The sequence below is a fragment of the Comamonas thiooxydans genome, from assembly GCF_002157685.2.
Classification (GTDB): domain Bacteria; phylum Pseudomonadota; class Gammaproteobacteria; order Burkholderiales; family Burkholderiaceae_C; genus Comamonas; species Comamonas testosteroni_H.
This window is the reverse complement of sequence record NZ_AP026738.1, coordinates 4,485,193-4,506,383: the sequence shown is the minus strand read 5'-3', so window position 1 is coordinate 4,506,383 and position 21,191 is coordinate 4,485,193. Positions and strand designations below refer to the sequence as shown.

The window sequence follows — 21,191 nt, the reverse complement described above, 5'->3', positions numbered from 1 at the left end:
TACAAAACTGGCCTGACTCTTGCATGGGTGGTTTGTCTCAAACTTTTTAGAGAGGAAACCATCCATGAAAGCGTTTGCCGCTACCTTCACCACCATCGCCCTGGCTGCGGCCAGCCTGTCGGCCCAGGCACAGAGTTCCGTGCAGCTCACAGGCACCATCGATAGCTATGCGGGCTCCATGAAGCTGGCAGGGCAAGAACGCGTGGCTTCGGTCGGCTCCGGCGGCCTGACCACTTCGTGGTGGGGTGCGAAAGGCGTGGAGGATCTGGGCGGCGGTCTCAAGGCCGACTTCAATATCACCAGCTTTTTTCGTGCCGATACCGGTACCCCAGGTCGCTTTGATGCCGACCCCTTTTTCTCGCGTGATGCCAATGTGGGCCTGGCCGGCAGTTTCGGCCGTGTCAGCCTGGGCCGTGGCCTAGCGCCGAACTTTCTGCCTACGGTGCTGACCAATCCGTTTGGCGATTCCTTCACGGTCTCGCCGCTGGTGTTGCATGCGAATATGACGACGGCAGCCTGGGGAGCGGACAGCCTGACCACGGCATCCAACACCGGCTGGAGCAACCAGATCCTGTATTCGACCCCCAGCTTTGGCGGCCTCAGGGCCAATGTGCATTACCAGTTCGGCGAGCAGACCAGCAGCGGCAACAAAGGCAAGAAGAATGTGGGCCTGAACCTGATGTACTCGGGCGGCCCGCTGAGCCTGACCGCCTTCTATGAGCGCGCGCAGATCAACAACCCGGTATCGCTGGCGGTGATGCCGACCAAGAGCAACTGGATGGTGGGCGGCAGCTATGACTTCAGCGTGGCCAAGCTCTATGCCACTTACGGCCAGGCCAAGATCAACGTCCAGGATCGCGAGAACACCACCTACTCGCTGGGTCTGGACATTCCCGTCAGCGGCACGCCTGGAACCTTCAAGGCTGCGGCTGCACGCACCAAGTCGGAAGTGGGCAATGTCAGCGGCACACGCACCACCGTCAGCCTGGGCTACGACCATTTCCTGTCCAAGCGCACCGATGTCTATGCCGTGGCCATGTATGACCGCGTGAGCATGGACATTCCCAACAAGTCCGGCACCAGCGCCCTGGTGGGTATCCGTCACCGTTTCTGAGAACCGGTCTTGCATTGCACCAGTTTCATGCATGAGCACTTGGCTTGTGCATGAGGCGGGGCAAAGAAAAAGTCCTCGCCGGTATGAGCCGGCGAGGACTTTTCTCATGTGCAGCAGACGCTTATTCGTCCATCTTCAGATTCTGCTTTTGCACCACGTTCTTGTAGACGGCCAGCTCTTCGGCCATCTGCTTGGCAAAGGCTTCGGGGGTGTCGGCCATGATGATGGAGCCGCTTTCCTCGATGCGCTTCTTCACGTTGGGGTCCTGCACGGCCTTGCGCACTGCGGCGTTGATCTTGGCCACGACATCCTTGGGCAGGTTCTTGGGGCCGACGATGCCGTAGTACGCCATGCGGTTGACCTGGGGCAGACCGATTTCCTTGAAGGTGGGCACATCAGGCAGGGCGGCCACGCGCTGAGGGGCTGCCACGACCAGGGCCGTGAGACGCTTTTCCTTCACAAAGGGCAAAGTGGAGGGCAGGTTGTCGAAAATCAGCGGCACCTGACCGGCCACGGTGTCGTTGAGCGCAGGGCCCGAGCCACGGTAGGGCACGTGGGTCATCTCGGTCTTGGTTTCCAGCTTGAACATTTCCATCATCAGGTGGGTGATGGAGCCCAGGCCGGGCGAAGCGTAGGAGTACTTGGCGGGATGGTTCTTGATCTCGGCCAGGAAGCTCTTGTAGTCCTTGCCGGCGAACTTGGGGTTGGCCGCAATGATGTTGGGCGTGGCGGCAATGTTCACGATGGGCGTGAAGTCGGTGGCCACGTTGTAGGGAATCTTGGGGTTGATGGCCGGGTTGGTCGCCGTGGTGGAGACGGTGGCAATGCCCAGGTTGTAGCCATCGGGTGCCGCGCGGGCGGTTTCGGAGGCGCCGATGCTGCCGCCGCCGCCGCCCTTGTTTTCCACCACCACGGACTGGCCCAGTTCGCGGCTCAGCGGCTCGGCAATGATGCGGGCGATCAGATCGGTCGTGCCGCCAGCGGCAAAGGGAACCAGCAGGCGGATGGGCTTGTTGGGATAGGCTCCTTGTGCCTGTGCAGCGCCGCAAAAAGCCATGGCAGCCAGAACGGTGGCTGTGAACTTGAACATCAATGTCTCCTTGGAAAGTGTGATTGGCAGTGCATCTCTGGTGAAATTGCCTGCGGTTTTCGGGGCTTGGGCCCTCTTTTGTTGTCAGGAGGTTGCTTTGGCCATGAAGGCCTCAAACCACTCCTTGCTCATGCAACGCAGCAATGGCGTTGTCATCAAGTCCGATTTCGCGCAGCACCTCATCGGTGTGCTGGCCCAGTGCGGGCGGGGCGTTGCGGTAAGTCACCGGCGTGGCCGACAGACGTATGGGGTTGGCGACGGTGGCAATATGGCCAATGCCGTCACAGGCGTTGCGCGGCAGACTTTTCTGAATGCCGCGTGCCTTGACCTGAGGGTCTTCAAAGGCCTGGGCAATGGTGTTGATGGGGCCGCATGGCACGGCTTTGTCTTCCAGCAGCGCAATCCAGTCAGCCGTGCTGCGTTCAAGCATCTGTGGCTTCATCAACTCCAGCAGTGCCGCACGGTTCTGTACACGGGCGGTATTGGTGGCAAAGCGTGCATCCAGAGCCCAGCCGTCCTGGCCGATGGCTGCGCAAAAGCGCGCGAACTGACCGTCATTGCCGATGGCCAGCAGCACATTGCCGTCCAATGTCGGAAAGTCCTGATAGGGAGCGAGGCTGGGGTGGGTATTGCCGGCGCGGCCCGGCGCCTGGCCGGTGGCCAGAAAACCTGCAGCCTGGTTGGCCAGCACGGCCATGCCCACATCCAGTAGCGCCATATCGATGTACTGGCCCTGGCCGGTGCCGTTTCTCGCATTGTCGCGGGCGTTGAGTGCAGCCAGGATGGCATTGCTGGCATACAGCCCCGTGAACACGTCGATCACGGCCACGCCGACCTTGAGCGGACCTCCGCCGGGTTCGCCATCCGCATGGCCGGTGATGCTCATCAGGCCGCACATGGCCTGCACCATGAGGTCATAGCCGGCGCGCTCGGCATAAGGGCCATCCTGGCCGAAACCCGTGATGGAGCAGTAAACCAGGCGCGGGTTCAGCGCCTTGAGACTGTCATAGTCCAGGCCGTATTGCGCGAGCCCTCCGGTCTTGAAGTTCTCCACCACCACATCGGCCTCTTGCGCCATGCGCTGCAGCAGGGCCCGGCCCTCGGGGTGTGCCATGTCCACAGTGAGGCTGCGCTTGTTGCGGTTGCAGGCCGTGAAGTAGCTGGCCTCGCGCGTGTCGTTGCCCGCATCGTCCCTGAGGAACGGAGGCCCCCAGTGGCGTGTGTCGTCGCCGGCAACCGGGCGCTCCACCTTGACCACGTCGGCCCCCAGATCGGCCAGCATCTGAGTGGCCCAGGGGCCCGCCAGCACGCGGGAAAGATCCAGCACCTTGATGCCTGCCAGTGCGCCCATGGGAGTGGTGGAGCTTGCGTTCATGTCGGATGATTCCGTAAAGCGAAACAATGAAATAAATAGCTGCTTGCGCTTTATTTGTCTGGGTTCTGAGCTGAAAACTATTCAAAACCCAGACAAATCAAACGGTACTAGCTCGTTAATAGATAGTGAGCAGAAGGTGTCGGTGACAGCAATCTTTGCCATCATCCCGAGGCCAGGGCAACAAGCAAGGGCCTGGGTGGCCCCGCCGCCCCGCAGCGAGGTTGCCGTCCCCCTCCGGCGCGAAGCGCCAGAGAGGGGGAAGCGGCGGGGCCGCCTAGGCGCAGCCGCTCTGGGGGTGCTATCAGTTCGCAAACGCCGCGATACCGGTCTGGGCGCGACCCAGAATCAGCGCATGCACATCGTGCGTGCCTTCGTAGGTGTTCACCACTTCCAGGTTCACCAGGTGGCGAGCCACACCGAACTCGTCGCTGATGCCGTTGCCGCCCAGCATGTCGCGCGCCATGCGGGCGATGTCCAGCGACTTGCCGCAGTTGTTGCGCTTGACCAGAGAGGTGATCTCGATCACGTTCTGGTGCTCGTCCTTCATGCGGCCCACGCGCAGCGCGGCCTGCAGGCCCAGCGTGATTTCGGTCTGCATATCGGCCAGCTTCTTCTGGATCAGCTGGTTGGCAGCCAGGGGGCGACCGAACTGCTTGCGGTCCAGCGTGTACTGGCGGGCGGTGTGCCAGCAGTCTTCTGCCGCACCCAGCGCGCCCCAGGCAATGCCGAAGCGGGCGCTGTTCAGGCAGGTGAATGGGCCCTTGAGGCCGCGAACCTCGGGGAAGGCGTTTTCTTCGGGGCAGAACACATCGTCCATGACGATTTCGCCGGTGATGGAAGCGCGCAGGCCCACCTTGCCGTGGATGGCGGGGGCGGACAGGCCCTTCATGCCCTTTTCCAGCACAAAGCCGCGGATCTGGCCCACAGTGCCGTCCTCGGAGACTTCCTTGGCCCAGACCACGAACACGTCGGCCACAGGGCTGTTGGTGATCCACATCTTGTTGCCCTTGAGGCGGTAGCCGCCGTCGACCTTGTAGGCGCGTGTGGCCATGGAGCCAGGGTCGGAGCCGTGGTCGGGCTCGGTCAGGCCGAAGCAGCCGATGAACTCGCCCGAAGCCAGCTTGGGCAGGTATTTCATCTTCTGCGCTTCGGTGCCGAATTCGTTGATGGGCACCATCACCAGCGAGGACTGCACGGAGGCCATGGAACGGTAGCCCGAATCAACACGCTCGATCTCGCGCGCCACCAGGCCGTAGCTCACATAGTTCAGACCCGCGCCACCGTATTGCGTGGGGATGGTGGGGCCCAGCAGGCCCAGCTCGCCCATCTCGCGGAAGATGCTGACGTCCACGGACTCGTTGCGGAACATGGCTTGCACGCGAGGCTTGAGCTTGTCCTGGCAGTACTCGCGCGCTGCGTCGCGGATCATGCGCTCGTCTTCGGTCAGTTGCTGGTCGAGCTGGAAGCAGTCGTCCCACTGGTAGCCATTGGCCATGTTCATCTCCTGAATGCAAGGTGTCGGGTTGCAGGCGTATTTCCGCCTGAGTGCTTGCACACATATTAGGTTCGCAGAACAGGGGCTGGCAAACGATGAATAATCATCTATGGATGAGTAAAACGCATGTATAAACGAATTATTCAGGGTTTCCCCGTTGTTTTGAGATTGATTGATGCGTTCTAAGCACAAGAGATATGCGCAGAGTTCTCCCTTCCACCCAGGCTCTGGCCTGCTTTGAATCGGCTGCCCGCCATGTCAGCTACACCAAGGCTGCACAGGAGTTGTCGCTGACGCAAAGTGCCGTTTCGCGGCAGATCATTGCGCTGGAGGAGTTTGTGGGCGTGGCGCTGTTCAAGCGCACACGCCACGGCGTGCTGCTCACCGATGCGGGACTGCATTACGCCAAGCAGGTGGGACGCTGGCTGCAGGGGCTGGAGCGCGACACGCTGGACCTGATGAGTCACCAGGGCGAGGGCGGCCCCATCAATCTGGCGGCCGTGCCCACTTTCGCCACGCGCTGGCTGCTGCCGCGCCTGCCGCAACTGGCACAGCAGCACCCAGACATTACTGTGCATATCGATGTGCAGACCCGGCCTTTCCTGTTTGCCGACACGGTGTTCGATGCCGCTCTCTACGCGGGCACGCCCGAGCAGGTGGCACGCTGGCCCGGCGTGCAGGCGCAGTGGCTGATGGACGAAGAGGTCGTGCCCGTGTGCAGCCCGCAACTGCTGGCCACGGCCCAGCAGCGCGATCCGGGCCGCGCCTGGCTGCCGGTGGGCCCCGAGGTGATTGCGCGCCTGCCGCTGCTGCAGCAAAGCACGCGCCCCCAGGGCTGGCGCCAGTGGTTCGACGCGATGCATATCGATGCACCGCGCGCGCTCGACGGCATGCGGCTCGAGCTGTTTTCCATGCTGGCCGTGGCTGCCAGCCAGGGTCTGGGCGTGGCGCTGATCCCGCCCATGCTGATCGAGCAGGAGATTGCGCGCGGCGACCTCATCGTCGCCTGCCCCCAGCCGCTGCGCGGCAACCGCGCCTATTACCTGGTCACGCCCGAGTTGGCGGCCGAGGCACAACCGTCGCCGGCGCTGAGGGTGTTCAGCCAGTGGCTGCAGGGCCGCGCACAGGAAATTCGCGGTGGAAAAACAGCGTGATTGAACTGGTTGCGTTATGTCTTTTTCAAGGCGGAGCCTGAAGCCCTGATGAGTAGCAGTACATCGGCAGCGATGCGCTGCATCCAGTGGCTCTGGCTCTTGAGGATTGGCTCGGTAAAGGCTCTGCTGAAGGTTGGGCGCACGATCTGTGCGTAATTGAGGCTGCCCAGAATAATGGTCAGCAAAGCAACGGCAGCGATGTCTTGACGCAGCAATCCGGCGGACTGACCTTCCTCGATCAAGGCCACACTCTGGAACAAAAAGGTCTCTAGCGGCCGGGTATGAGCCTGCTCAATGCGCTCGGAATTGTCCAGCAGCTCGCGAGTAATGAGTTTGAAGCCCGAAGGGCGGGCCTGCATCCATTCGATCTGCAGCAAGATGAAGGCCTGCAGGCGCTGTTGCAGCAGGTCCTCGGACCGGACGCCTTGCTCCATGCGCTGCATCAGCTCGTGTGCCTGAGCCTCGAGCACGGTGCGGTACAGCACTTCCTTGCTGGGAAAGTGGTGCAGCAGGCCGGGGTTGCCAATCTGGCAGTCACGGGCGATGGCCGATAGTGATGCCCCCTGAAATCCGTGGTCGGCGAAATGCTGTTCGGCACGATCCAGGATCAGTTCTTTACGAGAGAGCGGTTTGCAGGGCATCCAGTGATTATAGAAACGGGAGGATGCAGGCCGGAAGGCGGCGCGTGTGCTGTGGCTCGTTCAGTTGATGGCCCGCTCTTGTCCCGCCCAGTACGGCGCGCGCAGTTGGCGCTTGAGCAGCTTGCCTGATTCCGTGCGCGGTAGGCTTGTCAGAAACTCCACGCTTTTCGGGCACTTGAAGTGCGCTACTTGCTCGCGCATGAAATTGATCAACTCGTCTTCGCTGAGTGTGGTTCCGGGGCGCAGTACGACGCAGGCCTTGACGGACTCGCCCCAGACGGGATCTGGCACGCCGATGATGGCTCCGTCCGCTATGGCCGGGTGTTTCATCAAGGTGTTCTCCAACTCCGCTGGGTATATGTTCTCGGCGCCGGAAATGATCATGTCCTTGATGCGGTCACTGAGGAATAGATAGCCGTTGAGCAGGTAGCCGGCGTCACCCGAGCGGAACCAGCCGCCCAGGGCGTCGCGGCCTTCGGGATAGACCTCTTGGGTGGCTTCGGGCTTTTGCCAGTACTCGTGAAAATTGCGGTCACTGCGAATCCAGACCTCACCGACCTGGCCGTCCTCCAGCTCTGTGAGGGTGACGGGATCCACAATACGCAGTTCCGTGCGCGGCAGTGGGCGTCCTCCCGAGCGCAGTAGTCCAGCAGCTTTGCGGTGGTCTTCGGGGGTGAGGTTGGTGACGACGCCTGCAACTTCAGTCAGTCCATAGATCTGTGAGAAATCGCAGTTAAATCGTTGCATGGCTGCTTGCAGCACGGGCTCGGTGATGGGAGAGCCTCCATAAGCGATGAGTTTGAGCCGGCTGAAATCAAGGTCAGTATTGGCTGGCTCGGCCAGCAGGAAGTTGATCATGGCAGGCACCAGGAGTACATGCGAGATCGACTGATTGGACAGGGCAGCGAGAAAGCTTGCGGGCTTGAAGTCTCGAAAGGCCACGCACCGGCAACCCATATACACAGGAAACAGCAGAATCAGCAGGCCGGCGATGTGAAAGATGGGCACTACGTGGCCCAGCACGGAATGAGGCTCAAGGCCCCAGGCCTCGGTGGTGACTTGGCAGGCAGATAGCAGGCTCTTGTGGGTGAGCACCACGCCCTTGGGCTGGCCGGTGGTGCCTGAGGAATAGATGTGAATCGCGGCCCGGTGGGCCTCCAGGGTGGTAGCGGGTAATTGGTCGCTAAACGCTGCGAGCCAGGAGCCCAGCCGTTGGTGTTCGGGATCGGCACCATCTGTCGTAAAGATGCGCAGTCCTGACGAAGTACTGCGAGCGTCGATACGGTCCAGAAACTCCGTGTCGATGATCAGCACGTGGGCGTCTGAATCTTCAAGCACAAAGCGCACCTCATCCACGCTGAAGCGCCAGTTGATCGGCATGCCAACGGCACCGATTTTCATGCAGGCAAAAATCAGCAGGGCGGAATCAATCTGGCTCTTGCTCAGCAAAGCAACCCGGTCCTGCGGTCCCACCCCCAGTGATTTCAGCGCGTTCGCCAACTGGTTGGTCTGGCGGTTCATCTCCGCAAAGCTGACGGTTCGGAGGCCGGCAGTGAACAGGGCGGTTTGCGGGGATTGCTCTGCTTGCTGCATCAGGCAGTCGATCAGATTCTGGGCGCTCATGGCTTATCTCCTGAAATGCTGTGTGGGTCTCAGCAGGTGGTCGTGGCTCAATCAAACGCAGAGGCAAATGCACAGGGAAGGGGTCAGCTAGTGGCTGTCTTCACAGGCTTATGGGTCTGAGGGCTGGGTTGGAGTGAGTCCAGCTGTTGTTGGAGCTGCGTGTGAAAGCGGGGCGCGCTGTACTCGAAAGAGCCAAAGGTGAGGTTGTCATTGGCGCCTGAGGCCAGGCCGGCCTGTATGGACTCTGCGAGGGCGTAGTCTTCGGCCAGAGTCCGGCGGTACAGGTCCACGTTGGCGTTCCAGTACGCAGCGGCCTTGTCCGTGGCGGGCTCTGTCGGAATCAGTGTGATCTCATGAATCCGTGTGCGGGAGGCGCTGAGCGGCTCCAGGTAGCTGAGCTGCCCGTGGTCGGGCTGGACCAGGATCATCGTGTTGGGAAAGAAGTAGTAAGTCAGGTTGCCGTACTTGCGCGGGTCGAAGCCGTTTGCTTCGGGTTGCTCTTTTGGAAAGCGGGACTTGATGAGGTACAAGCGCCGGTGCAGGTCAAATTCGTCCACCAGTTGCAGGTTGTTCATGAACATGTGGGCAATGGTCTGGCGGTGCGCAACCTTGAAGTGATAGGCTTCAAAGATGCCATCTATCAGCAGCTTCCAGTTGGCGTTGACTTCGAGCGAGCGCTGCGCATAGGACACGGGGGAGTGGAGCCCGTCCAGCGACTCCAGGTTCTCCATGAGCGGGCCCAGGTGTGTGCCGATATCTCTGATGGGTGATGTGGGGTCAAGCACAACCCAGATGACGCCGCCTCGCTCTACGGCGGCCAGCCTTTTGAGACCGGACTTCTCTTTCTTCAGGCTGGGGAAGCCGAAGGAGTCGGGAACACCTCGCAAGCCACCATCGGGCTGGTAAGTCCATGCGTGGTAGGGGCAGATGAAGGCTCGTGTTTCGGTGCCGCTGCCCTCGGCCACAACGCGTGCGCCGCGGTGGCGGCAGACATTCAAGAAAGCGTGGACGGCTCCGTCGGATTGCCTGACCAACAGCAGCGGAACATCGAATGGACTCAGCGACAGCCAGGCGCCGGGCGCGGGAATGGATGAGCTACCGGCCACGGGCTGGGGAAACTGGCGCAACAAGCGCAACTCCTGCGTGGTCTGCTCGTCGCTGGTGTATTGGGAGACTGCGACCTGCCCGCCCTGTGTATCGGCGTCGGCCAGTCCGGTGTGCATGGCATGTGTGGCGCGTCGGTGAAGCTCGTTTGCAAAATGGGTATTCATTCCCCAGGCTCCTTTCAATACATGTGATGTTTTGGTGATTCCTTGATGCAAGTCTATGAACTGACTGATCAGTCAGTCAATGGGGCTAATGAGGCTAATGAGGCTTTTGGTGCCTATGGTTTCCCCTGCCTTGTTCATCGGTTTGGCGCTTGCATGAATCGGCGGACAAATTCGGGGGGCGAATGGAGCGCATCAGCTGCAATACAGCTTTGACCTCAAAGCCGCAGCGGTATGAATAGCAAATGGCTTATTTCAGGTAAAACAGCCTCTAATGCAGTCAGCAAAGCGCTGGCTGCTATGAATTCTTGAAGTGGAGAGTCGAATCATGTCTTTCAGCCAAAGCCTGTGGAATGCCAACCAGGCGCTGTTTCAGAGCACCCTGGAGCTGCCCTTCAACCAGGAGCTGGCGGCCGGCACGTTGAGTCGGGAGCGCTTTTGCCACTACATGATTCAGGATGCGCATTACCTCGTCGCCTATGGTCGCGCGCTGGCCGTGACGGCGGCCAAATCCGATAACGCCGAAGGCGTGGTGCAGTTTGCCAATGCCGCCAATGAGGCCGTGGTGGTGGAGCGTGCCCTGCATGGGGGCTTCATGCGCGACTTCGGCATCACGCCCGAGCAGTTCGCGGCTACGCCGCTGACGCCGGCCTGTCATCACTACACCAGCTATCTGCTGGCCACGGCATGGAGCACCGCTTACCCGGTGGCCGTGGCCGCGCTGCTGCCCTGCTTCTGGATTTATGCCGAGGTGGGGCGCGACATTCACGCGCGCTCGGCCAAGGACAATCCGTATCAGGCCTGGGTGGACACCTATGCCAGCGAGGAGTTTCATGCGGCGGTGCGCGGCGTTTGCGCCACGGTGGATCGCCTGGCCGAGGAGGCCACCGAGGCCACGCGCGCAGCCATGCATGCCGCCTATAAGGATGCGGCCCGGCTGGAATGGATGTTCTGGGACAGTGCCTACCGCCGGGGAGATTGGCAAGGGCCGCTGCGCTGAGTCGCTGAGTTGCTGAGTTTTAGTGCATAAACGGGGTGCTGATTAAAAAATAATCAGACCCCCGTTTTTCCTAATGTGACAAGGAGTTAGGTCGCTTATTCAAGTGCTTGCTCCGGTTTGTCCACAAGCTTGTAGTGATTTAGTGGGGAAAACTGGGCTACGGCCCAATTTGGGTGGACGTGAGCTGCTATGAAATGCGGAGTTTGCAGGCTTTAAGAGCCGTATAGCGTGATTTGCTTAAAAATTAAGCGGGCATTGAAAAATCTTTGCAGAACAATGGCTTGATACGCTTATCCCGTTGAGTGGTGGGTATTGTCCACAAGCTTGTAGCGGGCGAATGGGGATATCCCAATACGATGCGCGCTCAAAGCATCGAGGGAGAGGGAATTGAAGAAATCAACATACCGGGCCATTGTTCTTGCCTCCATGCTCATCCCTGTGGCGGGCCTGTGCCTGGATTCCTTTTCTGCGCTGATCCCGGCGAGTCTGAAGTCGGTGTATGACAGCATGGTGCAGTTCGGTGGCATCAAGAGTTATCCGCCAGGGGTATGGCTGGCCATGGCGGTGGTGGTTGTGACTACGCTGGCTTCTTTTTACGGGCAACTGCGCTTCAGGAGCTGGGCGCCGAGTCTGGCTATCAGCTCGACGCTAGCCGGCTTGCTGTTGTCCTGTTTTACGGGGCCGATTTTGCAATCGGGTGTGGGTGATGCAGCTGCTGGTGCGGGCGGGATGCTGAGCGGGATGGCGCTGATCCTGCCTTATGCCAGCGCCGAAGTGCGGGCTCTTTTCTGGCCACAAGCCGCTGCAGCGACTGCCGATGCGGCTGACCATCAGGCGGCTGCGATTGGGCCAGCTTGAGTTACGGGTTTAATGCTTGCCGGCCTCGACTAGGTGATCAATCAGCGCCCGCACCTTGAGCGGCAGGTGGCGCGAGGGCATATACAGCGCATAAGCGGTGCGCGGCGCGTAGTTGCCCGTCAACTGCCAGTCGGGCAGCACCTGTACCAGCGCGCCGCTGCTCAGCACGGCCTGGGCGGCAAAGTCTGCCACCAGGCCTATACCCTGGTGCTGCAGCGCCAGATTGATGATGCCCGTGCTGCTGTCCATGGACAAAGGAGAGTGAACGGCGACTTCGGTCACTGCGGGCGCCGGGCTGCGATCTTGGCTGTGCACCCATTGCAGCCGGCTCTGAAAGTCGCCATAGCCCAGCGTGATGCATGCCACGCCATGCTCGGGTCCCAGCTCTTGTGGATGCTCGGGCGGCTTGATCAGACCCCTGAGGTAGGCCGGCGAGGCCACGGCGATGTAGCGCACCTGGCGCAGCTCGCGCGCCACCATATGCGGCGGTAGCTGTTCGGGCCGGGTCAGGCGGATGGCCAGATCCAGACCTTGCTGCGCCAGGTCCTGCATCTGGTCGCTGAGGCTGACGGCGACCTCAAGCTCGGGCCATTGGCGGCGCAGTGCAGGCAACTGGGCACTGAGCCAGATTTCCCCAAAGATGGTCGGTGCCGTCAGTCGCACCGTGCCGCGCGGCACGCCGCTGTAATGGCCGGCGATGGCGTGGATATCGCTGGCCGTCTGTGCCAGCTGGCTGCAGGCGGCATAGACCTCGGCTCCGAGCTCGGTCAGGGACAGGGAGCGGGTTGTGCGGTGCAGCAGTTGCACGCCCCAGTGGGCTTCGAGCCGGCCCACGCTGCGGCTGACGGCCGAGGTGGTCAGATCCAGCTGCCGTGCGGCGGCGGCAAAGCTGCGCAGCTCCACCACCTTGGCGAAAACCAGCATTTCAGGAAGCAGGCCGGGCTCTGTGCTCATGGTTCAGCTTGATTGTTGATCTATAGGTAATAGTAAGTGGAATAGAGCTGTATTGATGCTTGAAAGTGATTGAGGGACCATGCCATCATGACTTCCCAGACATCTTCCTCTTTGCAAGTGCAGGCCTCCAAGCCGGCTTTGGCCACCACCTCGCCGCCCAATGCAGCAGCCGGCGGTAGCTGGCGCATGGTGCTGGCCATGGCGCTTTCCGGAACCATCGGCCTGCTGGTGGTGGAGAGCGGCCTGCCCGTGCTGTGGGTGGTGTGGTTGCGTTGTCTGCTCGGCGGACTCGGGCTGGCGGCCTGGGTGTGGTGGTCGGGCCAGTGGTCCAGGCCGACCTGGCGCGAGAGCGCCTGGCTGCTGCTGGGGGCTGCGGCGCTTATCGTCAATTGGCTGTGCCTGTTTCGTGCCTATGAATACAGCGGCATTGCCATTGCCACGGTGGTCTATCACGTACAGCCCTTCTTGCTGTTGCTGCTGGCGGCTCTGCTGCAGGGCGAGCCTTTGCCGCTCAATCGGCTGCCCTGGCTGCTATTGGCGCTGGTAGGCGTGGGCTTGAGCAGCGGCCTGGTCGGGCTGACTGATCAGCAGGCGTCGCACGGGCAATCCTTGGGCATTGTGCTGGCACTGCTGGCAGCCAGTCTTTATGCCCTGGCCACCTTGGCCACCCAGCGGCTCAGGCGGCTTGCGCCAGCGCAGATCGCCATGCTGCAGATGCTGCTTGGTGTGCTGAGCTTGCTGCCCTGGGTGTGGGAGCTGCGCGCCCAGGCACTCTTCAGTCCCAAGGTCTGGGCTGCGGTGCTGGTGCTGGGCCTGGTGCACACGGCCTGGATGTACACACTGATGTACACGGCATTTCAAAGACTGCAGGCGCAGGCGATCGCTGGCTTGTCCTTTATCTACCCTGTCATGGCCTTGCTGGTGGATCTGCTCTGGTTTGGTGCCAAGCCGCTGCCGGCGCAGTGGTTGGGGATGGTGCTGATTCTGGGGGCGCTTGCAGCCTACCGGCGTAGCGAGCGCAAGCCTAGTCAAAAATAGCTGCCAGCGGTTATGCATCAAGCGCCAGCAGCTATTGTTTTAAATCCAGGGGGTAATGGCCAGCACCAGTGGCATCAGCACAGCCGTGGCCACGCCGTTCAAACCCATGGCCAGAGCGGAGAACGCGGCGGCCGTGGGGTTGAGCTGAATGGCGCGTGCCGTGCCAATCGCATGGGCCGTAAGTCCTATGGCAAAGCCTTGAACCGCAGGATCCTTGAGACGCAGGACGCGGCACAGCAGCGGTGCCATCATGGTGCCGCTGATGCCGGTAATGGCCACGGCCACGGCGGCCAGCGAGGGTGTCCCTCCAAAACGCTCGGCCATGGGCAGGGCGATGGGAATGGTGGCCGACTTGGGTGCCACGGCGATCAGCGTAGCTTGCGAGCCGCCAAAGGCCCAGGCAATGCCCAGCGCCGAACACAGGGCGACCAGACAGCCCACCAGCAGTGCCACGCTGATGGGCAGCCACAGCTGACGGATGCGCTCGCGTTGGGCGTAGAGCGGGATGGCCAGTGCCACGGTAGCCGGGCCTATCATCAGACCCAGCAGGGATACGCCGCTGCGATAGGTTTCATAAGGCGTGCCTGTGAGCAACAGAATCGCGACGATGACGACCACGCCGGTAAACACCGGAATCAGCATGGGGCGGTTGCCGCTTTTCCTGTAGATGGCCATGGCCGCCAGATAGACCAGCATGGTCAGCACCAGCCAGGGCAGGGGCGAGCCTTGGGCCAGGCTCAGCCAGGCGGTGTGCAGGCGCTCAAGCAGGGGTGTGCTCATAAGCTCTGCTCCTGTCTTGCTGCGGGTTCGTCATCCGGCTTGCGAGTGCGCTGGAGCTGCAGGCAGAAGCGGAAGGTGAGGGCGGTTGCGGTGAATGTGATGGCAGCTCCGGCAATGCAGGCCAGCACAAACGGCAGCCATTCGCGGCGCAGGTGATCGAATTCCAACATTACGCCTGCAATGACGGGGATGAAAAGCAGCATCATGTTCTGCAACAGAACCTGAGCAGTATCTTCCAGTGTCTTGGGTAGGCGTTTGTAAAACAGCAGGCCCAGCAGCAAAAGCAGGATGCCGATCAGCGCGCCGGGCAGGGGCAGGCCCGTGACGCGGGCCAAAAACTCCCCCAGTAGCTGAAAGGCAAAAAGTACAGCAAGCGCATACAGCATAAGGGTAGTCAGCTCCTGAATAATGAGCTGACAGCCTGTTGCCAGGCTGCCAGCTCTGTGAGGGTGGGGTATGGGTTGGGTGAATAAAGGTAAAGCAGGCGTGCAGCTATTGCGCGTCGCAGATGACAGGTTTATCTTGGCTCTCAGGCGCTTCGGAGCCGAAGCGGCCAGTCATCGCACGAGCTTAGGAGAAGTCACCATGCAAACCGCAGTCTATCGCGCACCTGTGTATGAACCTACGGTCGATGAATTGGAAACACTCAAGAAACTGGAGCTGGGCGAGGATGTCTCCCTGTGGTCTGCCGCCAAGGAATATCTTTCCAAGCGCCTGCTGGAGCGGGGGCTGGTGGAGCAGGATGCAGAAAAGCACTGGCATATCACCGAGTCGGGGCGTATGGTGATCCGGCGCCAGCTCTGAATGGACCAAAGGGTTAACCCTTGAATTGCAATTGCCTGATTTGGAGGCAACCTACCTTTCAACCCGCAAGTACAAGGGCTTGTGTGCTGTTATCACCAGGATTTCACTGAATATCCACAATCATATCCACATGATCTGTGGAAAAAAGCGCTGTCATGGACAGCGCTTTTTTTGTGGCTTGACTCAAGCCTGGGTTGCTCGGATTGACAGCAATGGATCTCGTTGACAGTACAAGTGCCGCGATGCGAAAAAGGCATTTTTCAGAGAGAAATGACCCAGGTGAGCAGCTATGTGCTATTGGCTTGAAGCGAATGGATGTTTGCCAGATGGGCGATGTCGTCGGTGCCAGGCATGGCATTGCAAGGCATGGATCCGCACCAGATTGTGCAAAGTTATGCACAGTGGCAGTGCAACTTCGAAAAGATGAGCGAGCAAGAGAGACCCTGCTTTATCCCGGCAAGGGAAAGGCATGGGGCTGTGCGTAATTGATGCGCCGGCTTTTCGCGTGGAGAACGGAAGGCTGGATGGAGCGAAGCTGCCTTCTCGGCTTGGGTATGTCGTGCCGGATTGGACCGGAACACCCTGCTGCGGGGATTTCAATTCCCTGCACTTACCCTGGAGGGATGCGGATTGTATTCGATATTTAGGCGCAAAAAATTGTTGTGGCGTTCCTTTGGGGAAAACGCGTTGCGCCCATGATGTCGACATGGGTAGAAGCTGGGTCGATTTGTCAGCAGGTACTTCGCTTGGTGTCGCTGCCAGTGCTGAGTGGCTGCACATTTGCAAAGCACCAATCAACAAGGGCGGGTTGAAGCCCGCCCTTGTTAGGTGAGTTGCTGTCAGCACCAATGGGGTGCTGCCGTCCTGTGATGCCTTTGACCAGTCTATTCACTTGTAGGCACGAAAAACAGGTACTCACCTGGCCCCATCTGCGGGGTGATCACATAGCCTTCGCACTGCCTGTCCTTGCATTTCACAGGGATAGCACGGGGCCATATCGTTGCTGCAGTCGGGTAGCCAGGCAGGTACTGGGGCACATGCCAGACGCCATAGTCGCCCACCGGCTCGGCTTGCTGCGAGCCTGCTGCACCTTGCTCGCCACTCCCGAAGATCTGGCGTTGAATGCTCAGCGGTTCATTGATGACCCTGGAGTCAGGTGCAGCCAAAGACGAAGCGCAACATAGTGCAATCGCTAAAAGAGCTAGAGTCTTGCCCATAGCGGCCTCCTAGATTAGGAATCAAGCCCACTAATTGTCGTACAGCTGTGCTGTACGTGGATCTTCCATCACAGATGTTACAAGCGAGGGCCGAGGGGCTTCAGGTGTCAAACTTGACTGAACCTCTGCGGGCGCTGAAGCGGGAGTAGGGCTACCTTGTGCCGAAGCATCCGGCCCGTAGTTGTTCCGGCGCTCTTCTACGGTCATGGATTGCGGGCATTTCGAACCCGTGATCTCCAGTGCCACGCGAGCGGCAGGATCCATGCAGTCCATTGCCAGCGAGGCAGCCTTCATGCCCTTGTTCCAGAGCTCACGGCTCATTTTCAGGCGTTTGCAATGCTCGTCCGTCCAGGTTGTGCCGAAGCTCACGCCAAAGCCAGGGCCGTTGGCACTGCCGCTGCTGCTGCCCATACAGGTGTCATTGCTGGTTGTGAGATTGGGGCCGTTCACGCTGGGAACGTTCTTCATGGTGTAAGTACCGGTGTACTCCACAATGTTCTTGGACGTCCCGGACACAGTGCTGTTCAGGTTCTGGGTGGTCGTGCCGTTCGTTGTGATGTTTTGATCGGAGGTTGAAGTGGATCTGCTGTCCATCGTGGATACAGATCGACTTTCCGCCGGGGCAACGACCGGATTGACAATGGTGACCGACTGATTCTGTTGCGCCCCCACGGAAGAGGAGCTAGAGGAGCTTTGCGCGCTGCTGTCGGCACTTTGCGCATAACTGCACAAAGGAACGCAAAGACTTAACAGAGCTATTGAGAATTTCATGCTTTGCTCCTACGTTGCCCGAGCCCGGCCAGGCAGCCAGGCCCGGGACAAACACAACTATCTTGGGACAGCTGCCTTAGTTGGCATTGGCAGTAGAGCCTGCACCAGCAGTACCGGAGGTGCCACCGCCGTTGGAGAAGTAGCCAGCGTTGCCAAATGCTCCAGCGTTCTGATGGACGGTACCCACCGAAGTTGCGCCCGATCCGGTGTTGGTCCATGCGCCGCTAGGTCCAGAGATAGCAGCCGAAGTTGCGCCATAACCGGAAGTGGTGCCAGCATTGCTGTTCACATAGGACAGTCCGCCACCAGGGCCAGCGCCAGTGGCAACTTGGTTGGCTGTGTGCGAAGTGGCCGCACCAGCTGCTCCGCCGCTGACGGGGCCTGCGCTATAGCCAGCCAGGGCCGCAGAACCTGCGTTAGCGTTGGTCGCAGCACCGCCACCCGCAACAGCGTTGCCCGAAGTTGCAGAAAGGCTCTTCACGTTACCGTAGGTCGTTGCGCCACCACTGACCGCAGCACCACCGGCACCGTAAGGGCCTACAGCAATGCCACCACCAGCGGCATTGGCGTTGGAAGTTGCACCGGAGGTTGCACTATTCATGCTCAGCGCAGCACCGTTGCCCGAGCTGGCTGCACCCGACACCGTAGCTGAAGATGCGCTCGACGTCGTGTTTGTGGCAGCGATGCTTGAGCCGCTCACAGCAGCAGATGCAACACCAGCCAACGCAATAACCGCCATGGCAATCAGAGACTTTTTCATGATCATTCCTTTGAATAGCGAGTTCTCAGACAACTGAGAGTGTGTGAGCGAAAGACCGATGCAAATTCGCAAAGGCCAGTGTTAACCGTCAACAAGTTCTGGAGTGCTTTGTTACGTTCCAAAACTGCTTTCGGTGAAGGCAGTTTCAGAAAACGACGGAGAAACAGTAATACCCCATTCAAAGATATTTTTTGAAGAATTTAAAATGATGAGAAAAATGAATGATTTGTTGTGGCTTGTGGATGATGTGCTATTGAAATAATAGTGCTTGTTGGAAAATTCTTACAATGCTAAAAAGTGTAATCTATATTTCTTTTTATTTTTAATGTCCATTGTTTCAAAAATAAAGGGTTTGCATCTATTTTTTGATGAAATTAAGTTAATACCTTGTATTCCAGTATTAATTTGTAAGAATTTAAACCTTATTTTTCATTATTTGTTTTTTGTGGATTTTTAATGGGAGGAATTCTATTTTTTCGCGAAATTCCCAAAAATCGACTCATCAAATGGAGTGTCACATGTATCTATCCGACGCATTTATGAGCTCGCGGTTTGATGATGCAGGCAGTGCAGAAGTCACATCCACTGTCTTTGGGCGCATGTGGCCGTCCGACATGAGGGGGCAGCAGAACCAGCCGGTACGAGTCTTTCTGGTTGACGAAGACAGCCATGTCAGGAATGTGATCTCGCAGGAGCTCATGCGTGATCCGCGCACTCTTCTGGTAGGGCAGGCTTCCAGCTATAGAGAGGCTCGTAAGAACATCTTTTTGCAAGAGTTCGACGTGCTCCTCATTGACCTGTCTCTTGGTGAAGGCCAGGGAACCGAGTTACTGGAATCGATCCAACTAAAGAGGCCTGACGTGCTGAGCATTGCAATTTCTGCAAGTGAAAACGACGATGCGGCCATGAATGCTCTTAAAAGAGGCGCTGTTGGGTACCTAGTGAAGAACTCATGGTTTGGAAGCTACTCGCAAGCTGTGCTGGAGGTTGCGAATGGTGGAGCCGCTATATCTCCAGTAGTGGCGAAGAAACTCATTCCCAAAATATTCAAGGCCAATTTTCACGAGGAAAGTATCTTCAAACACAAGAGCTTTGAGTCTTTGACTGAAAGAGAAGTGGAAATACTGAAATTGATAGCCCAAGGAAAAAGCTCTCTAGAGGTTGCGTCCTACTTGCAAATAAGCCCTTTGACTGTGTCAACGCATATAAAAAATATTTACGGAAAGATGCAAGTAAGAACCAGGGCGCAAGCCGTCAGATGTGCAATATTGATGGGAATTATTTGAATACTGTTGTTAACTGTGTTCTAGGTCTTAAATGTAAAAATACTCTGTCTGAAGTCTCATATTGAAATAATATTTGAGTCTGAAATATTTTTTGCAGGTTTTTTGATAGAGAAATTTCTTTCATGAAGTGGAAGGCGCTTTTACTTGCTCACTTCAAGCATGTGGTCCTTGTTGGACAAAGCTTGCGTGCTGTTTTCACATGGCTGCGATCCAGCTGCTTTGACGCCTCATCGATGCCATGGATGGGTCGGCCGCGAAGTTGCGTATGTCGCACATAGGCATGGCGCGGATTCGTTTGCCAGCCTCTCCATTGTCGGTTGCGGTAGCCCTCAGCGTTGCGGGCATCTCACCAGGGGCGGAAGATTCTGCAATCTCAAATTCAATGGCACCTTTGACTTTCTGGGTCTTATTGATGATGCGTTTGAGCAGGCCGTTTCGGGGTATCTTTACTGCAATCACATCATTCAAAAGCATGCCGGTGGCAAATGCCAGCTCTCTTCCGCCACGTAGCACTTGATCGGTCTGCGCATTGACGGCGCGAAACAGCTCTGGCGTGATCTTGAAAGTGCGGGCATTTTGTCCATGCCCAAGGCGGAAAGCCCAAAGGCCTCAAGCTGATTTCGGTCAACGAGATCGCGGCCAAGGATGATTTCAGCGTGATCGGGTACGCCCGCGAGGCCAATGTGCTGGCTGCACATCGCGTCACGTATGGATTGCAGGGCATCATTCCCAACAACACAGGCAGATTGGGCAATGCCAGCCAAGCCCTGGATGTCTTCTACAAGAATGAGGTTGCCCGTTGCAAGAGCTGTCCGAGACATTCAACGAGTGGGCGGGGCGGGAGATTGTGAGGCTGCCTTCTTATGAAGCAAACCTGAGCTGACCACTGCACTCTATTCGGCGGCACTAGGAGGGGGAGTCAATGAATGGGGATACCACTCCGAAATGACCGATGCTGCATGCGCATGTGCTGATCGCCAGAGGTCGTTCTGGCTGGAGCCAGGATGGTCGGGTAGTTCGATGTGTCTATCAGCAGCCCGAATAGCGAACCAAATGCCATGGTCCCAGTCTTTGTCTCGTCGCTGCTTCTTGAGGGTAGGTGCAGTAATCACGACCACTCTCTTATTGCCCGCTCTTGCATAGCCGATCTCGACCAGCGTTCCAAAAGCCTCCAGGTCTTCGAGATAGGCGACAACAACGTCGGCCCGTGAGATGCCTTGAAGAGCTCCGCGATAGGCAGCGCTTTGTGGGTTGGAGGGAGAGTAAGAATTCGCGCCATGCATGCTGCCATTTCTCGCTTTCCACGGACCTGAATACATGAACCTCGTACGAGTTCCGTGAAATAGCATTTCTTCTGGTGGCGCGATCAGCACATCGGTATCTGAATTCTCGATCCCTAGATCACCGAGTGCCTTGGATCTGGATACGTCGAAGATTCGCCAACAGGAAAACTCTCTGCCAGGGTTCTCATTGTCTAAAGCTGTCCCCATTTTTCCCGCCATGTAGACGACAGGTAGAACCAGGTTCGCTTGGCGAATTGCTTTGCTCGCCTGCAGCCAGCTTTCGACATCCGTTTCGAACCAGCCAATGGCTCTGTTGCTCATCGGTGTGGGATGAGGAAACTTGTCCTTGCGCAACAGCTTGTAGAGCATCGATCTCGATAACCCAGTCCGTGTCAGAACCTCATCCATAGGGATGACATTCTTCGTGAAGCGTGACGTGCTATCCGTAGACATATGGTTTCTTGAGCTCGTGTGCTAGGTGGATGAGCTGACGTTAATTAATGCAATAAGTATTAATTTCTGATAGCCATACCCAATGTAGGATGGGTTCTGACATTGCTGTCGAATACGAACGATTTGTATTCCTTTTGTATTTTGATCTACTTTTACCCTTCGGAGGGGCATGACGTTACCGCCGCGCCTGCCTGCTTCGTGGAGGCAAATTACGAGTTGGTCGGCAT

General features: G+C 58.4%; 23 protein-coding genes. 8 read left to right on the top strand and 15 right to left on the bottom strand.

Annotated elements, in window-relative coordinates; genetic code table 11:
- Positions 1–64 precede the first annotated feature (64 nt).
- The gene (locus CTR2_RS20950) at positions 65–1,114 is read left to right on the top strand and encodes a porin (protein WP_087081298.1); all 1,050 of its coding nucleotides are present in this window, start codon (positions 65–67) and stop codon (positions 1,112–1,114) included.
- A 121-nt stretch (positions 1,115–1,235) separates the two neighbouring features.
- On the opposite strand, the gene CTR2_RS20945 is transcribed toward CTR2_RS20950, so the two are convergent.
- From CTR2_RS20945 to CTR2_RS20935, 3 genes are all read right to left on the bottom strand, one after another.
- Positions 1,236–2,204 carry a tripartite tricarboxylate transporter substrate binding protein BugE gene (locus tag CTR2_RS20945; RefSeq protein ID WP_087081300.1) on the bottom strand — a complete coding sequence of 323 codons (969 nt, stop codon included), beginning with the start codon at positions 2,202–2,204 and terminating at the stop codon, positions 1,236–1,238.
- Between the two features lie 112 nt (positions 2,205–2,316).
- Positions 2,317–3,579, bottom strand: coding sequence for a CaiB/BaiF CoA transferase family protein (locus CTR2_RS20940; RefSeq protein ID WP_087081302.1), 1,263 nt, complete (start codon positions 3,577–3,579; stop codon positions 2,317–2,319).
- A gap of 301 nt (positions 3,580–3,880) precedes the next feature.
- A complete protein-coding gene (locus tag CTR2_RS20935; RefSeq protein WP_087084480.1) occupies positions 3,881–5,074 on the bottom strand; it encodes an acyl-CoA dehydrogenase in 1,194 nt (397 codons plus the stop codon).
- 197 nt (positions 5,075–5,271) lie between these two features.
- Here CTR2_RS20935 and CTR2_RS20930 point away from each other — a divergent pair, with 197 nt between their 5' ends.
- Positions 5,272–6,228 (top strand): LysR family transcriptional regulator, encoded by a 957-nt coding sequence (locus CTR2_RS20930; RefSeq protein WP_087081304.1) that lies wholly within the window; start codon positions 5,272–5,274, stop codon positions 6,226–6,228.
- A 14-nt stretch (positions 6,229–6,242) separates the two neighbouring features.
- Here the strand turns inward: CTR2_RS20930 and CTR2_RS20925 are convergent, their stop codons facing one another.
- The 3 genes from CTR2_RS20925 to CTR2_RS20915 form a co-directional block, all read right to left on the bottom strand.
- Positions 6,243–6,869, bottom strand: coding sequence for a TetR/AcrR family transcriptional regulator (locus CTR2_RS20925; protein ID WP_087081306.1), 627 nt, complete (start codon positions 6,867–6,869; stop codon positions 6,243–6,245).
- A gap of 60 nt (positions 6,870–6,929) precedes the next feature.
- Positions 6,930–8,492: a long-chain-fatty-acid--CoA ligase gene (locus CTR2_RS20920; protein WP_087081308.1), complete on the bottom strand. Its 1,563-nt coding sequence runs from the start codon at positions 8,490–8,492 to the stop codon at positions 6,930–6,932.
- A gap of 83 nt (positions 8,493–8,575) precedes the next feature.
- On the bottom strand, positions 8,576–9,763 hold the full coding sequence (locus tag CTR2_RS20915; protein WP_087081310.1) for an aromatic ring-hydroxylating oxygenase subunit alpha: 1,188 nt from the start codon (positions 9,761–9,763) through the stop codon (positions 8,576–8,578).
- A 325-nt stretch (positions 9,764–10,088) separates the two neighbouring features.
- Between CTR2_RS20915 and tenA the strand changes: the two genes are divergently transcribed.
- Positions 10,089–10,760 (top strand): thiaminase II, encoded by a 672-nt coding sequence (gene tenA, locus CTR2_RS20910; protein WP_087081312.1) that lies wholly within the window; start codon positions 10,089–10,091, stop codon positions 10,758–10,760.
- Positions 10,761–11,147: 387 nt separating this feature from the next.
- Entirely contained in the window at positions 11,148–11,618 is a 471-nt protein-coding gene (locus tag CTR2_RS20905) for a hypothetical protein (protein WP_087081314.1), read from the top strand.
- 9 nt (positions 11,619–11,627) lie between these two features.
- Here the strand turns inward: CTR2_RS20905 and CTR2_RS20900 are convergent, their stop codons facing one another.
- Positions 11,628–12,572, bottom strand: a complete 945-nt coding sequence (locus CTR2_RS20900; protein ID WP_087081316.1) for a LysR family transcriptional regulator — start codon at positions 12,570–12,572, stop codon at positions 11,628–11,630.
- Positions 12,573–12,659: 87 nt separating this feature from the next.
- Between CTR2_RS20900 and CTR2_RS20895 the strand changes: the two genes are divergently transcribed.
- Positions 12,660–13,610 (top strand): DMT family transporter, encoded by a 951-nt coding sequence (locus CTR2_RS20895; RefSeq protein ID WP_087084481.1) that lies wholly within the window; start codon positions 12,660–12,662, stop codon positions 13,608–13,610.
- 39 nt (positions 13,611–13,649) lie between these two features.
- On the opposite strand, the gene CTR2_RS20890 is transcribed toward CTR2_RS20895, so the two are convergent.
- Both CTR2_RS20890 and CTR2_RS20885 read right to left on the bottom strand, forming a co-directional pair.
- Complete coding sequence (locus CTR2_RS20890; protein ID WP_087081318.1) at positions 13,650–14,390, bottom strand: LrgB family protein; 741 nt, start codon at positions 14,388–14,390, stop codon at positions 13,650–13,652.
- The gene (locus tag CTR2_RS20885; protein ID WP_087081320.1) at positions 14,387–14,776 is read right to left on the bottom strand and encodes a CidA/LrgA family protein; all 390 of its coding nucleotides are present in this window, start codon (positions 14,774–14,776) and stop codon (positions 14,387–14,389) included. The genes CTR2_RS20890 and CTR2_RS20885 overlap by 4 nt, the downstream gene beginning before the upstream one ends.
- Positions 14,777–14,975: 199 nt before the next feature.
- Between CTR2_RS20885 and CTR2_RS20880 the strand changes: the two genes are divergently transcribed.
- Positions 14,976–15,194, top strand: coding sequence for a hypothetical protein (locus CTR2_RS20880; RefSeq protein WP_003069105.1), 219 nt, complete (start codon positions 14,976–14,978; stop codon positions 15,192–15,194).
- Positions 15,195–16,078: 884 nt separating this feature from the next.
- Here the strand turns inward: CTR2_RS20880 and CTR2_RS20875 are convergent.
- The 3 genes from CTR2_RS20875 to CTR2_RS20865 all read right to left on the bottom strand — a co-directional run bounded on the left by CTR2_RS20875 (position 16,079) and on the right by CTR2_RS20865 (position 17,882).
- A complete protein-coding gene (locus tag CTR2_RS20875) occupies positions 16,079–16,411 on the bottom strand; it encodes a hypothetical protein (protein WP_087081321.1) in 333 nt (110 codons plus the stop codon).
- Positions 16,412–16,441: 30 nt separating this feature from the next.
- The gene (locus CTR2_RS20870) at positions 16,442–17,182 is read right to left on the bottom strand and encodes a hypothetical protein (RefSeq protein WP_176391600.1); all 741 of its coding nucleotides are present in this window, start codon (positions 17,180–17,182) and stop codon (positions 16,442–16,444) included.
- 76 nt (positions 17,183–17,258) lie between these two features.
- Entirely contained in the window at positions 17,259–17,882 is a 624-nt protein-coding gene (locus tag CTR2_RS20865) for a hypothetical protein (protein WP_254913233.1), read from the bottom strand.
- On the opposite strand from CTR2_RS20865, the gene CTR2_RS20860 reads away from it, so the two are divergent.
- Together CTR2_RS20860 and CTR2_RS20855 are read left to right on the top strand one after the other, a co-directional pair.
- Positions 17,800–17,979 (top strand): hypothetical protein, encoded by a 180-nt coding sequence (locus CTR2_RS20860; RefSeq protein WP_223305645.1) that lies wholly within the window; start codon positions 17,800–17,802, stop codon positions 17,977–17,979. The two genes, CTR2_RS20865 and CTR2_RS20860, sit on opposite strands and share 83 nt — an antisense overlap.
- 481 nt (positions 17,980–18,460) lie before the next feature.
- Complete coding sequence (locus CTR2_RS20855) at positions 18,461–19,228, top strand: LuxR C-terminal-related transcriptional regulator (RefSeq protein WP_176391601.1); 768 nt, start codon at positions 18,461–18,463, stop codon at positions 19,226–19,228.
- A gap of 195 nt (positions 19,229–19,423) precedes the next feature.
- Here the strand turns inward: CTR2_RS20855 and CTR2_RS20850 are convergent, their stop codons facing one another.
- The 3 genes from CTR2_RS20850 to CTR2_RS20840 all read right to left on the bottom strand — a co-directional run bounded on the left by CTR2_RS20850 (position 19,424) and on the right by CTR2_RS20840 (position 20,964).
- Positions 19,424–19,702, bottom strand: coding sequence for a hypothetical protein (locus CTR2_RS20850; RefSeq protein WP_087081325.1), 279 nt, complete (start codon positions 19,700–19,702; stop codon positions 19,424–19,426).
- Positions 19,693–19,992 carry a hypothetical protein gene (locus CTR2_RS20845; RefSeq protein ID WP_310221577.1) on the bottom strand — a complete coding sequence of 100 codons (300 nt, stop codon included), beginning with the start codon at positions 19,990–19,992 and terminating at the stop codon, positions 19,693–19,695. The genes CTR2_RS20850 and CTR2_RS20845 overlap by 10 nt, the downstream gene beginning before the upstream one ends.
- Before the next feature lie 129 nt (positions 19,993–20,121).
- Positions 20,122–20,964, bottom strand: a complete 843-nt coding sequence (locus CTR2_RS20840; protein ID WP_087081327.1) for an AlpA family phage regulatory protein — start codon at positions 20,962–20,964, stop codon at positions 20,122–20,124.
- Positions 20,965–21,191: the final 227 nt, after the last annotated feature.

Excerpts from the sequence above, each read along its gene's own strand:
- CTR2_RS20950 (WP_087081298.1), top strand. The coding sequence starts at position 65 with ATGAAAGCGTTTGCCGCTACCTTCACCACCATCGCCCTGGCTGCGGCC.
- CTR2_RS20945 (WP_087081300.1), bottom strand. The coding sequence starts at position 2,204 with ATGTTCAAGTTCACAGCCACCGTTCTGGCTGCCATGGCTTTTTGCGGC.
- CTR2_RS20940 (WP_087081302.1), bottom strand. The coding sequence starts at position 3,579 with ATGAACGCAAGCTCCACCACTCCCATGGGCGCACTGGCAGGCATCAAG.
- CTR2_RS20935 (WP_087084480.1), bottom strand. The coding sequence starts at position 5,074 with ATGGCCAATGGCTACCAGTGGGACGACTGCTTCCAGCTCGACCAGCAA.
- CTR2_RS20930 (WP_087081304.1), top strand. The coding sequence starts at position 5,272 with ATGCGCAGAGTTCTCCCTTCCACCCAGGCTCTGGCCTGCTTTGAATCG.
- CTR2_RS20925 (WP_087081306.1), bottom strand. The coding sequence starts at position 6,869 with ATGCCCTGCAAACCGCTCTCTCGTAAAGAACTGATCCTGGATCGTGCC.
- CTR2_RS20920 (WP_087081308.1), bottom strand. The coding sequence starts at position 8,492 with ATGAGCGCCCAGAATCTGATCGACTGCCTGATGCAGCAAGCAGAGCAA.
- CTR2_RS20915 (WP_087081310.1), bottom strand. The coding sequence starts at position 9,763 with ATGAATACCCATTTTGCAAACGAGCTTCACCGACGCGCCACACATGCC.
- tenA (WP_087081312.1), top strand. The coding sequence starts at position 10,089 with ATGTCTTTCAGCCAAAGCCTGTGGAATGCCAACCAGGCGCTGTTTCAG.
- CTR2_RS20900 (WP_087081316.1), bottom strand. The coding sequence starts at position 12,572 with ATGAGCACAGAGCCCGGCCTGCTTCCTGAAATGCTGGTTTTCGCCAAG.
- CTR2_RS20895 (WP_087084481.1), top strand. The coding sequence starts at position 12,660 with ATGACTTCCCAGACATCTTCCTCTTTGCAAGTGCAGGCCTCCAAGCCG.
- CTR2_RS20890 (WP_087081318.1), bottom strand. The coding sequence starts at position 14,390 with ATGAGCACACCCCTGCTTGAGCGCCTGCACACCGCCTGGCTGAGCCTG.
- CTR2_RS20885 (WP_087081320.1), bottom strand. The coding sequence starts at position 14,776 with ATGCTGTATGCGCTTGCTGTACTTTTTGCCTTTCAGCTACTGGGGGAG.
- CTR2_RS20880 (WP_003069105.1), top strand. The coding sequence starts at position 14,976 with ATGCAAACCGCAGTCTATCGCGCACCTGTGTATGAACCTACGGTCGAT.
- CTR2_RS20875 (WP_087081321.1), bottom strand. The coding sequence starts at position 16,411 with ATGGGCAAGACTCTAGCTCTTTTAGCGATTGCACTATGTTGCGCTTCG.
- CTR2_RS20870 (WP_176391600.1), bottom strand. The coding sequence starts at position 17,182 with ATGAAATTCTCAATAGCTCTGTTAAGTCTTTGCGTTCCTTTGTGCAGT.
- CTR2_RS20855 (WP_176391601.1), top strand. The coding sequence starts at position 18,461 with ATGTATCTATCCGACGCATTTATGAGCTCGCGGTTTGATGATGCAGGC.
- CTR2_RS20850 (WP_087081325.1), bottom strand. The coding sequence starts at position 19,702 with ATGCTTTTGAATGATGTGATTGCAGTAAAGATACCCCGAAACGGCCTG.
- CTR2_RS20840 (WP_087081327.1), bottom strand. The coding sequence starts at position 20,964 with ATGTCTACGGATAGCACGTCACGCTTCACGAAGAATGTCATCCCTATG.